Origin of the sequence: Algibacter sp. L3A6 (assembly GCF_009796825.1) — a bacterium.
GTDB lineage: Bacteria > Bacteroidota > Bacteroidia > Flavobacteriales > Flavobacteriaceae > Algibacter.
This window is the reverse complement of the sequence record NZ_CP047030.1, coordinates 1,812,497-1,827,838: the sequence shown is the minus strand read 5'-3', so window position 1 is coordinate 1,827,838 and position 15,342 is coordinate 1,812,497. Positions and strand designations below refer to the sequence as shown.

Sequence of the window (15,342 nt, the reverse complement as noted above, 5' to 3'; positions counted from 1 at the left end):
ATAGTATGAAAATTTTATCTGTAGTTTTAAGTATTATCGCATTAGGACTTATTATTTTTAATTTTACTCAAATAAATTTCGACAATCCTTTTAAAGGACAAAGCATGATTGCTATTATTACTATAGTAGCATCACTTTGCGCGATATTATTAATGTTAATTTTAGGAGTCTCGAAAAAAATTGAGCAAAAAGTAAAAGACCACAAATAGTATGTACGATGCTTTAATTATTGGCGGTGGTGCAGCAGGCTTATCTTGTGCTTTAGTTTTGGGTTCCGCCCAAAACAAGACCTTTGCGCAGGATAAACAAATTGCAATTATCACCCACCAAAAAACATCGCACCTACAAACCGCATTGTTTAATAATGTTTTAGGTTTAGCACCTGGCACTACTGGAGAATCTATTTTAGATGAAGGAAAAAGCCAACTCGCTTCCCTCTACCCACATGTTGAGCAAATAGATCATGAAAAGGTTTTAAAAATTTTAAAACAAACCAATGGCTTTGAGATTATTACTAATAAAAGCACCTATAAATCTAAAATTGTAGTTATTGCAGTTGGTTACACCAGTTTAATAAATATAGAAGGTTTAGAACAATACATTGAACCACACCCAAGAGCAGCCTTAGAAAAAGATAGAATTTGGTTAAAAAACACAGACCATTTAATTGAAGAAAATTTATATGTTGCCGGTACTTTAGCAGGATGGCGTAGTCAATTTGCTATCGCTTCCGGAAGTGGCGCACATGTAGCTACAGATATTTTAACACTTTGGAATGGAGGTAAACATGTAAAAGTGCATGATAAAAAGATATAACAACATTATTGTTGTAAAATAAAAAAGCTCTGATAAATTATCAGAGCTTTTTTTTATGCCATATATTTTAGAACGCGTAACGCTGTGGTCCGCCTCGTCTAATTTCTTCACTACAATGTGCTTCAAATTTTTTAAAGTTTTCACGAAACGCATTGGTAAGTTTAAAAGCTGTTTTATAATATGCATCATCATCATTCCAAGTTGCTCTCGGACTTAAAACCTTAGTTGGTACTCCAGGACACTCTCTTGGTTGTGCCACACCAAATACCGAGTGAATATGGTATTTATCGTAAGAATACAGTCCTAAATCTCCATTTAAAACCGCATTAATCATAGCGCGTGTGTATTTAAGTTTCATACGGGTTCCCACCCCATAAGGACCGCCAGTCCAGCCCGTGTTTACTAACCAAACATTTACATTAGCATCAATCATTTTTTTACTTAACATTTCGGCATATTTCGAAGGATGCAAAGGCATAAATGGCGCTCCAAAACAAGCAGAAAATGATGGTGTAGGCTCTACAACACCCGCTTCTGTACCGGCAACTTTAGCCGTATATCCAGAAATAAAGTGATAAGCAGCCTGACTTGGCGTTAACTTAGAAATAGGAGGCAAAACTCCAAAAGCATCAGCCGTTAAAAAGAAAATATTTTTCGGGTTCTTTCCTATAGATGGTTTTCTAATATTTTCAATGTGATCTATTGGGTAACTTACTCGTGTATTTTGAGTTATCGATGTATCGGCAAAATTAACATGTCCGTTTTTATCTAAAATAACATTTTCTAAAATCGCTCCTTTTTTAATAGCAGCGAAAATCTCAGGCTCATGATCCTTATCTAAATTGATAACTTTAGCATAACAACCACCTTCAAAATTAAATACCGAGTTTTCTTCGGTCCAACCATGCTCATCATCTCCAATTAAACTTCTATTTGGGTCTGTAGAAAGCGTTGTTTTCCCAGTTCCGGAAAGTCCAAAGAAAATAGCCGTATCCCCATCTTTACCAACATTGGCACTACAGTGCATTGGTAACGTATTTTTAAACACCGGTAAAATGAAATTTAACGCAGAAAATATACCTTTCTTAATTTCCCCAGTATAACCGGTACCACCAATTAAGGCAATTTTTTTAGTGAAATTTAAAATAGCAAAATTATGTTGTCGCGTGCCGTCTTCATCCGGAACTGCCATAAAACTTGGTGCGTTTACAATGGTCCATTCTGGAGTAAAGTTTTCCAACTCAGCTTCAGTTGGGCGTAAAAACATATTATAAGCAAATTGATTGCTCCAAGGAAACTCATTGATAACTCTAATATTCAATTTATAATTTTCATCTGCGCAAGCATAACTATCACGAACAAAAAGTGTTTTCCCCGAAAGGTAATCTACAACCTTATCATATAGTTTATCAAACTTATCTGTATCGAAGGGGATATTGACATCGCCCCACCATATTCTATCTTTTGTAATATCATCTTTTACGATAAACCGATCTTTTGGAGAACGCCCCGTAAATTCTCCTGTATTAACTGCTAAAGCACCTGAAGAAGCCTCTACAGCTTGTCCATTTTCAATAGCAATATCATGTAACTCTTCTGGTGATAATTGATAATGAACTTTGGCGTTTTTTATGCCATAAGTTTCTAACTCAAACGTTTTCGTAAATTGTGCGTAATTACTCATATTTCGATGTTAAATTAATTATCCCGTAAATTTAAAACAAATAAATCGAATTTTCTTTAAATTAAATTCAAAATTAGTTTTGTTTTTTTAAGAAATCAATAAACACAAGCACCCAAGCCACTATTAAAAGTAGTCCACCAACAGGTGTAATTACACCAATGGTTTTAAAATCGAAACCAGTTAACACATTGGTTGACAAACCATAAATAGACCCCGAAAAGAAGAGCACCCCAACCACTACTAAATAGAATATTTTAGTTTTAGATTTTACAGAAATATAAGTTGTGCTTCCAACAAATAAAAGAAACAAAGCATGATACATTTGGTAACGCACACCCGTTTCAAAAGTTTGTACAGATTCTGGAGAAATTAAAGCCTTTAAACCATGCGCCCCAAAAGCCCCTAAAATAATACTTGTAACACCTAAAATAGCAGCTGTTAATAAAATAGTTCTGTTCATATCCTTAAAAATCTTTTAAATATTCATTAAATTAGTAAAGTCGAAACCACCTTTTACCTACAATCGACTACCAAACAAAACTACTCAACTAAACTCAAAATGCGAAAAATTTTAATCATTGGTTCAGGAAAATCTACTTCTTATCTTCTAAAATATTTATTAGATAAATCTGAAGAAGAAAACATATTTATCACCATAGGCGATTTAAATGTTGAACACGCCCAAAAATTAACAAACGGCCATAAAAATGCAAAAGTTATAAAGCTCGATGTTTTTGATGAAAGCTCAAGAAAAACAGCCATTCAAAATGCCGACATTGTAATATCTATGCTTCCGGCGCGCTTTCATATTGAAGTCGCCAAAGACTGCGTTTTCTGTGGCAAGCATATGATAACAGCATCTTACATAAGCCCAGAAATGCAAAACCTAAACCAAAAAGCCATAAAAAAAGGTGTAATTTTAATGAATGAAATTGGTGTAGACCCTGGCATAGACCACATGAGCGCCATGCAAGTTATAGACAAAATTAGAGACGATGGTGGAGAAATAATACTTTTTGAATCTTTTACTGGCGGACTTGTAGCACCAGAAAGTGATAATAATTTATGGAATTACAAATTCACCTGGAACCCAAGAAATGTAGTAACAGCAGGCCAAGGTGGTGCCGCAAAGTTTTTACAAGAAGGTACATATAAATACATTCCTTATAATCGATTATTTAGAAGAACTGAATTTTTAGATATTGAAAATTTTGGCCGCTTTGAAGTTTATGCCAACCGAGACTCTTTAAAATACCAAACCATTTATGGACTTCAAAACATAAAAACACTTTACCGAGGCACCATGCGCCGTGTTGGATTTAGCAAAGCATGGCACATATTTGTAACGTTAGGCATGACTGATGATAGCTACACCATAGATGACAGTGAAAATATGAGCTATCGCGATTTTGTAAATGCCTTTTTACCATACAGTCCAACAGATTCCGTAGAACTTAAACTGCGTTATCAACTTAAAATTGATCAAGATGATATTGTTTGGAACAAACTTATTGAACTCGATATTTTTAACCCAAACAAGAAGGTTCACCTAAAAAAAGCAACGCCTGCACAAATACTTCAAAAAATACTTATGGACAGCTGGACCTTATCTCAAGAGGATAAAGACATGATTGTTATGTATCATAAATTTGGTTACGAAAAGGCAGGAAAACAATATCAAATAGACTCCAACATGGTAACTATTGGCCAAGACCAAACCTATACAGCCATGGCAAAAACAGTTGGATTACCTGTTGCTATTGCCACACTTGCTATTTTGAATAAAGCTATTACAACACCTGGAGTACAACTGCCAATTAACAAAGAAGTTTACACGCCTATTTTAAAAGAGTTACAAAATTTCGGAATTACCTTTAAAGAAAAACAAGTACCATATTTAGGCTACAATCCTTTAAACCATTAAACTTTTCAAGTATATAAAATGCTTAGTTTAAGTTTCTTCTTTCTATAAAAAACTGCTTCATAAGCGCCGAAGCTTCTTCTGCTAAAACGCCTCCTTTTATAGTTGTTTTGGGATGAAGCTTAGTATTTAAGTTAATACAACCACGCTCCATATCTCGAGCACCATACACAATATTAGAAATCTGACTCCAATACAAAGCACCGCCACACATTTGGCAAGGCTCTAGCGTAACATACAAAGTACACTTCTGTAAATACTTACCTCCTAAAAAATTTGCAGCTGCAGTAATGGCCTGCATTTCCGCATGCGCTGTAACATCGTTCAGAGTCTCAGTTAAATTATGTCCGCGAGCAATAATTTTATTATCAATAACAATAACGGCTCCAACAGGAATTTCACCACTTTTATAAGCAGCCTCAGCTTCCTGAAGTGCTTTTTTCATAAAATATGTATCATCAAAAGGTTGTATCATAAAAGCAAAAATACAATTTGAAATCATTTATTTAAGCTTCGGCAAGAAAATTGATAACAATAATTAACGCACAAAGTTCATCTAGATTTATTAAAATTCAAAATCTGTTTTAATATGAAAAAATTCTACTCCATTTCTATCCCTAAACCTTGCCATGAGAATTGGAACACCATGATTTCCGAAGAAAAAGGTCGATTTTGCAACTCTTGCTCTAAAACCATTATCGATTTTACTCAAATGGATACCATGGAAATTCAGGATTTTATTGATCAAAACAAAGAGAACAATATCTGCGGACATTTTAAACAAACACAACTAGATAGTATTAATCTACATATTCCATCACATGTTTTAACTCAACGACAAAGCTTTAACCACATATTTTTATGGACGCTACTCATTGTTATGGGAACCACTTTAATGAATTGCACCAATAAAAACGGTGCCAAACAAAAAATTGACAGTATTGAAATTGTAGACTCTATATCCAGTAAAACTATCAATATTTTAGAAGCGTTACCAAAAACAACTAAAAAAGATAGCCTCGCAAAAAAATCATGCAGTACTATTTCAAAAGAAATAAAAATTACAGATGGATTAATAATTACTGACACTCTTGGCGAGCCAACAATATTAGAAACTCCTCCACCGGTAATAGAACCGATAATTATTCCAGATATAAAAATAATAGAGCCTGTTATCATGGGGGATGTTGTAGCAGAAGTTCCAATCACAATCGGTTTTCTTACAATAGAATCTCCACCAGAATTCGAAAACACACCAAAAAGCCTCACAATTAAAGAAAAAAGAGACTATTTTTCTGAGCGTATCTCAAAAATAGTTACTAAAAATTTCGACACTTCAATTTGCCCAGAATTAACAGGTAAACAAAAATTTTTTGTTCAATTTAGAATAAACGAACACGGTAAGGTCGCTAACATTAAAGCAAGAGCACCTCATCCTAACTTAGAAAAAGAAGCAAAACGCGTTATCAACCTTTTACCACAATTTACCCCAGCAAAACAAGCAAATAAGCCCACAAGTATAGTTTACAACCTACCAATTGTTTTCACTGTAGAAGAATAATAAAAATCATGTACTTTTGCGACGTGAAAAGCAAACTTTTAAACCACATAAACTCCCCCAAAGAACTTCGTCTTTTAAACCAAAAAGACTTACCTCAACTTGCACGAGAATTACGTGAGTTTATTATTGATATTGTTGCAACCAAAGAAGGACATCTAGGTGCCAGCTTAGGCGTAGTTGAATTGACTATTGCATTACACTATGTTTTTAACACACCAGAGGATCAACTTATTTGGGATGTTGGCCACCAAGCATATGGTCATAAAATATTAACCGAACGTCGTGAAAATTTCCATACCAACAGACAATTAAACGGCATTAGCGGCTTCCCAAAACGCAGCGAAAGTGTTTACGACACTTTTGGAGTTGGGCATGCTTCTACATCTATTTCGGCCGCTTTAGGCATGGCAATTGCCTCAAAACTAAAAGGTGATTTAAAAAAACAACATATTGCCGTAATTGGTGATGCTAGTATTGCTGGCGGTATGGCATTCGAAGGATTAAATCATGCTGGAGTTACCGATGCTAACTTACTAGTTATTTTAAATGATAATGCTATTGGAATCGACCCAAGCGTAGGCGCCCTAAAGCAATACTTAACCAACGTTAAAAAAGGCACACAAAAGCAAGACAACATTTTTGAGGCTTTAAACTTCAACTATTCCGGACCTATAGACGGACACAATTTACCCGCTTTAATTGAAGAATTAGAACGTTTAAAAACTGTTAAAGGCCCTAAGTTTTTACACGTAATAACAACTAAGGGCAAAGGCTTAAAGCAAGCCGAAGAAGACCAAGTAAAATACCACGCACCAGGAAAATTTAATGCCAAAACCGGTGATTTAAATATTAAAACACCCATTGTTGAATCCCCAAAATATCAAGATGTTTTTGGGCACACTATTGTAGAATTAGCTAAAACAAACAAAAGCATAGTAGGTATTACACCTGCCATGCCAACGGGAAGTTCTTTAAAACACATGATGAACGAAATGCCCGACCGTGCTTTCGATGTTGGTATTGCCGAGCAGCATGCCGTTACCTTAGCCGCAGGTATGGCAACACAAGGCTTAGTAGTATTTTGTAATATTTACTCAACGTTTTTACAACGCGCTTACGATCAAATAATTCATGATGTAGCCATACAGAAACTCCCTGTTATTTTTTGCTTAGATCGCTCTGGTTTGGTTGGTGAAGATGGTGCTACGCATCATGGTGTTTTCGATTTATCGTACTTAAGATGCATTCCGGATTTAATAATTTTTGCACCAAGAAATGAAATCGAATTACGCAATATCATGTACACCGCGCAATTAGGTTTAGAATCCCCTATTGCTATAAGGTATCCACGCGGGCGAGGTGTAACTGTAGATTGGAAACAACCCTTTTCTAAAATTGAAATCGGCAAGGCTACTGAATTAAAGAAAGGAAAAAACCTAGCTATTTTAAGTATTGGTAGTATATCGAAAAGCGTAAGTAAAGCTATTGAAAATCTCAATGTTTCTCATTTTGACATGCGTTTTGTAAAACCTTTAGATGCTAAACTATTACATAGCATTTTTAAAAATAACATCACTATTATTACCGTTGAAGATCACGCAATTACCGGCGGTTTCGGGTCGGCTATTTTAGAGTTTGCAGCGCAACACAATTACAAAAACACCATTAAAACCTTAGGCATTCCTGACCAATTTATGGATCATGGCAAAGTTGATGAGTTATTCAAATTAATCAACTTAGATGTTGATGGCTTAAAGGAGTGCTTCATTCAATTTGCTTAATATTTCCACCCTGTTATATAGATATTGATACCTATCAAATAAAAAATGAACTGTTTCGGTTTCTGAAAGATAAGTACTCTTAAAAATTTCGCTATTTTTAGACTACACGTTATTGAACCGCAAAATACTTATCTGCAAAACTTTACAGTTTGCATAAAAAAAGACAGCCATGACCAACCAAAGAACTTTAGCAATTATAGGCACCGGACCGAGAGGCGGGTATGCCTTAGAAAATTTAATTCAAGAACTTATAAAAGCAAATAGCTTATCAAACATACATATATTACTTTTTGAAGAAACAGGTCTTTTTGGTAATGGCCAAGTTTACAAAATGGACCAAGTATCGAGCAACTGGATAAACATAAATGAAAGAATTCTACATTTAGATAACCGTGAAGCCATTAATATTGATAAAATTAAAATACCTGCATTCCCTTCTTACCACGAATGGATAGACAAAGATTTTAATAAAATAACCAAAGCGAAAGCAGATACTTATCCGCCACGCGCACAGGTTGGCGAGTATTTAAAACAAAGGTTTCAAACATTAGCAAATCCGCTTTTAACAGCCAACATTATTTCATTAGTAAAAGAAAAAGTAACAGAAGTAGAAACAGCCTCTAAAATAGTTTTAAAAACAAACTCAAACACTTACAAAAACATAGACGAGGTATTATTAACCATTGGTCATCAACCCACATTTACATCAAAACAAATTAAGGAATGGGAAGCTTTTGCTTCAGGAAAATCTAATATTAATTTATTTCAATCACCTTACCCTATTGCTCAATTTTTAAATTGCGACAACATAACCCACAAAAGTAAAATAGGAGTTCGCGGATTTGGATTAGCTATGATTGATGTTGTTAGAGGTATCGCTAATAAATTTGGAAATTTCATTATAACAGATGAAAACACCAAAGCATGCAGTTACAAAACAGATTATAAAATCACTGACTTATTTATTCCCTTTTCTTTAGACGGTTTACCTCCTGCTCCAAAACCGTTAAATGCAGAAATAGACAACTGGTTTAAACCTACTAAAAAACAGATTTCAGATTTTGAAGACATTATAAAAAATACATCAACTCAAAAAAAAGCAGAAAGCCCTTTATTTTTAATTCAAGCCATTACACCTATTGTTGCTAAAATATATCAAAAACTCCCACAGCATTATCTTCCTGAATTACCGAAGAAAGACATTGAAACTATTACAGAAAAATGGTTATTAGATCAAACATATCAGCACCCAACTATTATTCCTCAGCAACAACCCGCAGACCAAAGTATGCAGAATTTTGTTGGCATGGCAACTGGCAAAAAAGCAATTAGTTTAGATTTTTGCATTGGTCAGGTTTGGAGACATTGCCAACCCTCTATTTATGAGAAACTCTCTTTTAATTCATGTTCTGATAAAGTGTTTTCTGAAATTATTAAATTAGATGAAAGCACTAAACGTTACTCTTACGGACCGCCAGTAGAAAGTATTCAACAAATGCTTGCTTTACACGAAGCTAGCGTGATGACTTTAGACTTCGCAAACAATCCAGAATTCGAGTTAACAAATAACGGCTGGAAAATGCTTGTAAACCAAAAAGCAAAAACTGCAGATATTATGATTGACTCGGTTCTCGATGCTCCAAAAATAAACGCAGTGAACTCACCTATTATAAAAAACATGCTTACTAACGATTTAATTGAAGCCGTGCATGATGAGCTAGGTGTTGCCACTGATGAGAATGCTTATATAATTTCGAATAACTCCAACAATAAACCATCGATAGCATTACTTGGAAGACTAGCTAAAGGCACCGTTATTGGAGTAGACGCCATTTTAGAATGCTTTGGAACACGAGCAAAAAATTGGGCAAAAAAAGCAACAGAAAATCATGTAAATTGGCTAAAAAACTATTAATTTAGAAGAGACCCCCTAAAGACCCATTTCACATAAACCTTTAAACAAAGCCATCAAAAGTTAAGTAGAAGTTTCGTACATTTACAATACATCATAGTTTAAGAATAAAAAGAAGAAATGGACAAAACTCAAAAAAATTAATAACCTTTGCTTTTTATTTTAAATAATAGCAGAAAAACCTAGTGTAGTAGCTAGATGATATTCAAATTAGAAATCCAATATGCACTAAATGAGAAATCCGTATGTTTTCACTTGATATTCGAAGCCTTTATTTATGCTGCACATTAATTAATATTCTCAATATAGTATTAATTAGTTCGTTACACATTCAAGTAAAAAAACGATTTCCTGGCACTTTTTTAATCCTGATTAACTTCTGTTTAGGTGCCATGGGAAATGTGTTGGTGTTTTTTCGTGGCTATATTCCAGACTGGGCCTCTATACCTTTAGGCAATGTTTTACTTATTTCCTCATTAATTGGTTTATTAATGGGATTAGAACAATTTGTTAACAAAAAAGGAAGTCATATCCACAATTACATTTTAACGTCTATTTTTCTTATTATACACTCTTATTACACCTTTATAGAGCCCGATTTAAATGCTAGAAATATAAACATAGCCTTTGCCTACGTTATTATTAGTTTTCAAATTATCTATTTAATGTTTCGAAGAACCCCTATAGCGATGCGAAAAATTACACGCTCTATTGGTTACCTTTTTTGCGCTGTTTTTATAATTCAAGTGCTTCACATTATTTACAATGTGCAAAAAGAAGAGGTTGTGTCAGATTATTTTAAATCTTCAACTATAGAATCTTTATTTCTTTCAAGCTGGATTATTATTACCATTCTTATGCCTTATATTATTACTTTAATGTATAATAAGCGCTTAATCATAAACATAAATAAACAGGAAGAAAAGTTCTCTAAAGCCTTCCATGCTGCTCCTTTTGTTATTATGTTATCGAAATTTAGCGACGGCAAAATTTTTGAAGTAAATAAAAGTGTAGAAGCTCTTTCGGACTACAAAACAGAAGATTTAATAGGCTCGAACTCTTCCGAACTAAACTTATGGGGACAAAAAGATGATCGTGAAAAATTCTTGTCTAGCCTAAGTTCTAACGGTTTTGTTAAAGAAAACGAATATATCTTTCGAAAAAAATCGGGCGAACTATTCCCGGGATCAATGACGGCACAGGTAATTAATATTAATAATGAAGATTGTATTATTTCAGTAATAAACGATATTAGTAATAGAAAAAAAGCAGAGTTTAACTTAAGGAACAGCGAAGCCACTTTAAGAGAATTAAACTCTACAAAAGATAAATTCTTTTCGATAATTGCACACGATTTACGCACGCCTTTTAACGGCATTATGGGCTTTAGCCAAATACTTAGTGACCAAATTAAAGAGAATAACTACGAAGATATTGATGAGTATGCCGAAATTATCTATACCTCATCAGAGCACGCCATGGCTTTATTATCAAATCTTATGGAGTGGTCGAGATCGCAATCTGGACAAATGAAGTTCAACCCAGAGTATATTGATTTAATCGCTTTAATACAAAACACCTTAGATTTACTAAAAACCTCTTCGGAACAAAAACAAATACACATTAATCTCGACGCAGCTGCTAACATTATTGTGTATGCCGATAAAGAAATGATAGAAACAGTACTCCGAAACATTATTTCTAACGCCATAAAATTCACCCCTAAAAAAGGTATTATTAATATACAGACGAAAGAAATGGAGAGCGAGCACCTTATATCTGTAATAGATAGCGGTGTTGGAATTTCTAAAGACAATCTCGAAAAACTGTTTCAACTCGACAAATCGCACACTACAGCTGGCACAAACGATGAGAGTGGGACAGGCCTAGGATTAATACTTTGTAAAGATTTTATTGATTACCATAAAGGAAAAATTTGGGCAGAAAGTGAAGTTGGTGTAGGCACCAACATGAGATTTTGTCTGCCAAAAATAAACCCCTCAACAAATTAACGATTAATAAGCACTATGCTTACAAACTTATATAAGCTATAAGAAATCGCTCTTATAGTTCAGGGAAATAATAGAAGTCTATTATCGTTTTAAAAATTACATTTTTAGTATTTTCGTCGTTATGAATAAAATTGATATTCGCACTGTAGATGTTACGCAATATGTGCATCCGTTAAGAGAAGGTGGCTCACTTCCGGCCATAGTTAAGGCTGATGATAGCTTTCTATATGTATTAAAATTTAGAGGTGCCGGACAAGGAAAAAAAGCATTAATTGCTGAGTTTATTGGTGGAGAAATAGCACGTGCCATCGGCTTAAAAGTCCCTGAATTAGTTTTTATGAATTTAGACGACTCGTTTAGCAAAACGGAACCAGACGAAGAAATTCAAGACTTACTTAAATTTAGTGTAGGCTTAAATTTAGGCTTACATTTTTTATCGAGCGCTATTACTTACGATCCTTTGGTGAGCACAACAGGTAGCTTAACCGCCTCTAAAGTGGTACTTTTAGATAGCATTATTAGCAATATTGATAGAACTGCAAAGAACACTAATTTACTGCAATGGAATAAGGAACTTTGGGTAATAGATAATGGCGCTAGTTTTTATTTTCATCACGATTGGAAAAATTGGGAGAACCATTTAACCAGAACATTTCCGTTGATAAAAGACCATGTGCTTTTACAAAAAGCAACAAAACTAAAAGAAGCCGCTGTAGAAATTAAAAATTTGCTAAGTGCAGCTAAAATTGCAGAAATAATATCTAACATACCTGAAGATTGGCTTATAAGCGAATCTGACACTATGAGTAGTGATGACATGAGAGCAGCTTATATTGAGTTTATAAATTCGAGATATTCTAAGATTGATTTACTAGTTAAAGAAGCTGAAGATGCAAGATAAATATACATTTGAGTACGCCGTTATTAGAGTTGTACCTAAGGTAGAACGTGAAGAGTTTTTTAATGTTGGAGTTATTCTTTTTTCGAAGCGTAAAAAATTTCTTGGTATAAAATATTATATAAACCCAAATAAACTGAAAGCGTTTTCTCCGGAAGTAGAATTGGATTTATTTAATGATTATTTAAAAGCTTGGGAACTGGTTTGCGCCGGAAACCCAAATGGAGGTAGAATAGAAAAGATGGAACTATCGGATAGGTTTAGATGGTTAACAGCTTGTAGAAGCACCATTATTCAAAGTTCTAAAACACACTCTGGATTGTGCAATGATCCTGAAAAAATGCTAGAAGATATTTTTAATAGCCATGTGCTATAAATAATCAAACTCACAAAAATTCATTTAGAAAAACTAATCTTAGCTGATGAGCGCGTTAGGGATTGAACGGCCTGTTTGAAATCCTTTTTGTTTTTGCGAAAAAACAAAAAGATTGAGTAGTAAAAGCCCGACCCTTTTCGGGTAACGCCCAAAATATTTTAAAATCCTAGTATAGCTTTCGCGATAAGAAAATAGATAAGTATACCAAAAATATCGTTACTTGTAGTGATAAATGGCCCTGTGGCAATAGCGGGATCGACACCACGTTTATCTAAAATAATAGGCACAAACGTACCGATTAAGGCCGCCATAATAATAACGGTAATTAGCGCGATACCGATAGTCATAGATACAAGATACGAGGTTTTAAAACCAAAATGACTGATAAGTAAAACGATGAGTGCAATAGCAACACCATTTACTAAACCTAACGAAAACTCTTTAAGCAAACGTTTTAACAGTTTACCTTTTATAGTATTGTTTGCTAGACCTTGAACTACAATTGCTGAAGATTGTACACCAACGTTTCCGGCAGTTGCCTGTATGAGCGGAATAAACAACAACAACTCGGTATATTTAAGCATAGCTCCTGTAAAACCACTAATAATACTTGCGGCTCCAAGCCCTCCAAACATACCAATAAGTAGCCAAGGTAGGCGAGCTTTGGTGAGTTCCCAAACACTATCATCGGCCTCTACGTCTTGCGAGATACCGGCAGCTAATTGATAATCTTTTTCTGCTTCTTCTTTTATAACATCTACAATATCATCAATAGTAATACGCCCTAGAAGAATTTGTTTTCCATCGACTACAGGAATGGCTTCTAAATCGTACTTCGCCATAACCTGAGCAACAACTTCTACATCGTCGTGCACATTTACAGAATCTACACTTGAGATATAAATATCGGCGATTTTTTGTTCGTTTTTAGCAACAATAAGGTCCTTCAAAGATAAGCGCCCCACAAGTTTGCCTTGCTTATTTACAACATAAACGGAGTGTACACGCGTAACCTCTTCGGCCTGAACGCGAATACGGCGTAAACAGCCAGCAACTGTCCAGGTATCATAAACTTTTACAAGCTCTTTTGCCATAAGTCCACCAGCGGTATCCTCATCGTAAGCTAAAAGTTCATTAATTTCTGCCTTATGCTCTTCATCTATAATTTGAGCGATAACTTCTTGTTGACGCGATTCTGGAAGTTCTGCAATAATATCGGCAGCATCATCGGTATCTAACTCCTCAATTTCTTCGGCAATTTCTTTAGCAGAAAGATTTCTTAATACTTTTTCTCGATTGTCCTCATCGAGTTCCATTAAAATATCTGAAGTTGTTTCGGAATCTAGCAACTTTATAACATACATGGCCTCTTCTAGATCTATTTCATCTAAAATCTCGGCAATATCCGCGTGGTGAAACTCGTCTAAAAGTTCCTTAAGTTCGTTATCGCTTTTATTTGCGATAAGTTGCTCAACTTGTTCGATGAGTTCCTTAGTTAATTGAAACTGTATGTTTTCCGTTTCTTCAGACAAATGAAAAAATTTAAAAGGTTCTACTTGTCGTTTTCTAGCAATTGCGTAAGTTCTAAAAATGAGGCTACACTTAATTGCTCGGGACGTTGGCCAAATATACTATTTGCTTTTAAATTATCGGACAAATCGAATGTTTTTAAACTGTTACGAAGTGTTTTTCTACGTTGTTGGAAAGCTGTTTTAACAACCTTAAAGAACATTTTTTCGTCGCATGGCAACGAGTAATCTTCTTTACGTGTTAACCTTAACACACCAGAATCTACTTTTGGTGGTGGGTTAAACACCTCTGGAGGCACAGTAAATAAATATTCGGCATGGTAAAATGCTTGTACTAAAACAGAAAGAATACCATACACCTTAGATCCTTCTTTAGAACAGATACGCGCCGCAACTTCTTTTTGAAACATACCAGAAAACTCAGGTATTTGATCGCGCATTTCTAAAGTTTTAAAAACGATTTGTGTTGAAATATTATACGGAAAATTACCAATGATAGCAAAAGGTTCGCCGTTTAAACTTTCATTTAAATCGTATTTTAAAAAATCTTTTTCTATAATTCTAGGCGCCAAATTTAAGTAATTGGCTTGTAAATATTCTACCGATTCGGTATCAATTTCTACAACATACGTGGTAACTGGCTTTTTAAGCAAGTATTTAGTAAGCACGCCCATTCCCGGCCCTATTTCTAGAACGGTTTTGTAATTATTTAGCGTTAAGCTATCGGCTATTTTTTCGGCAACCGTTTCATCATTCAAAAAATGCTGACCCAGGTGTTTTTTAGCTCTTACTTGATTATTATTTGATTTGTATGCCACGAAATAGAATGTTTTAAGGAAAACACGAAGATAT

The 15,342-nt window shown here is 34.5% G+C and carries 14 protein-coding genes; 9 read left to right on the top strand and 5 right to left on the bottom strand.

What is annotated here, in order from left to right; translation table 11 throughout:
* The first annotated feature begins 5 nt into the window (after positions 1-5).
* Positions 6-209, top strand: a complete 204-nt coding sequence (locus GQR98_RS07600; RefSeq protein WP_159018993.1) for a hypothetical protein — start codon at positions 6-8, stop codon at positions 207-209.
* A 1-nt stretch (position 210) separates the two neighbouring features.
* A complete protein-coding gene (locus GQR98_RS07595; RefSeq protein WP_159018992.1) occupies positions 211-816 on the top strand; it encodes an FAD-dependent oxidoreductase in 606 nt (201 codons plus the stop codon).
* A 67-nt stretch (positions 817-883) separates the two neighbouring features.
* Here the strand turns inward: GQR98_RS07595 and pckA are convergent, their stop codons facing one another.
* Entirely contained in the window at positions 884-2,500 is a 1,617-nt protein-coding gene (pckA, locus tag GQR98_RS07590; RefSeq protein WP_159018991.1) for a phosphoenolpyruvate carboxykinase (ATP), read from the bottom strand.
* A 73-nt stretch (positions 2,501-2,573) separates the two neighbouring features.
* A complete protein-coding gene (locus GQR98_RS07585; RefSeq protein WP_159018990.1) occupies positions 2,574-2,960 on the bottom strand; it encodes a DUF423 domain-containing protein in 387 nt (128 codons plus the stop codon).
* Between the two features lie 30 nt (positions 2,961-2,990).
* Between GQR98_RS07585 and GQR98_RS07580 the strand changes: the two genes are divergently transcribed.
* A complete protein-coding gene (locus GQR98_RS07580; RefSeq protein ID WP_262885148.1) occupies positions 2,991-4,424 on the top strand; it encodes a saccharopine dehydrogenase family protein in 1,434 nt (477 codons plus the stop codon).
* 22 nt (positions 4,425-4,446) lie between these two features.
* Here the strand turns inward: GQR98_RS07580 and GQR98_RS07575 are convergent, their stop codons facing one another.
* The gene (locus tag GQR98_RS07575; RefSeq protein ID WP_042497806.1) at positions 4,447-4,896 is read right to left on the bottom strand and encodes a nucleoside deaminase; all 450 of its coding nucleotides are present in this window, start codon (positions 4,894-4,896) and stop codon (positions 4,447-4,449) included.
* 114 nt (positions 4,897-5,010) lie between these two features.
* On the opposite strand from GQR98_RS07575, the gene GQR98_RS07570 reads away from it, so the two are divergent.
* From GQR98_RS07570 to GQR98_RS07545, 6 genes are all read left to right on the top strand, one after another.
* On the top strand, positions 5,011-5,982 hold the full coding sequence (locus GQR98_RS07570) for an energy transducer TonB (protein ID WP_159018988.1): 972 nt from the start codon (positions 5,011-5,013) through the stop codon (positions 5,980-5,982).
* 8 nt (positions 5,983-5,990) lie between these two features.
* Positions 5,991-7,763, top strand: coding sequence for a 1-deoxy-D-xylulose-5-phosphate synthase (gene dxs, locus GQR98_RS07565; protein WP_233268094.1), 1,773 nt, complete (start codon positions 5,991-5,993; stop codon positions 7,761-7,763).
* 169 nt (positions 7,764-7,932) lie between these two features.
* Positions 7,933-9,678 carry an FAD/NAD(P)-binding protein gene (locus tag GQR98_RS07560; RefSeq protein WP_159018987.1) on the top strand — a complete coding sequence of 582 codons (1,746 nt, stop codon included), beginning with the start codon at positions 7,933-7,935 and terminating at the stop codon, positions 9,676-9,678.
* Between the two features lie 389 nt (positions 9,679-10,067).
* Complete coding sequence (locus GQR98_RS07555) at positions 10,068-11,687, top strand: PAS domain-containing sensor histidine kinase (protein WP_159018986.1); 1,620 nt, start codon at positions 10,068-10,070, stop codon at positions 11,685-11,687.
* A gap of 121 nt (positions 11,688-11,808) precedes the next feature.
* Entirely contained in the window at positions 11,809-12,588 is a 780-nt protein-coding gene (locus tag GQR98_RS07550; protein ID WP_159018985.1) for a HipA family kinase, read from the top strand.
* Positions 12,578-12,961: a DUF3037 domain-containing protein gene (locus tag GQR98_RS07545; RefSeq protein ID WP_159018984.1), complete on the top strand. Its 384-nt coding sequence runs from the start codon at positions 12,578-12,580 to the stop codon at positions 12,959-12,961. The genes GQR98_RS07550 and GQR98_RS07545 overlap by 11 nt, the downstream gene beginning before the upstream one ends.
* Positions 12,962-13,119: 158 nt before the next feature.
* Here GQR98_RS07545 and mgtE read toward each other — a convergent pair whose 3' ends face one another.
* Together mgtE and rsmA are read right to left on the bottom strand one after the other, a co-directional pair.
* Entirely contained in the window at positions 13,120-14,493 is a 1,374-nt protein-coding gene (mgtE, locus tag GQR98_RS07540; protein WP_159018983.1) for a magnesium transporter, read from the bottom strand.
* Between the two features lie 20 nt (positions 14,494-14,513).
* Positions 14,514-15,308, bottom strand: a complete 795-nt coding sequence (gene rsmA, locus GQR98_RS07535; RefSeq protein ID WP_159018982.1) for a 16S rRNA (adenine(1518)-N(6)/adenine(1519)-N(6))-dimethyltransferase RsmA — start codon at positions 15,306-15,308, stop codon at positions 14,514-14,516.
* Between the last annotated feature and the right edge of the window lie 34 nt (positions 15,309-15,342).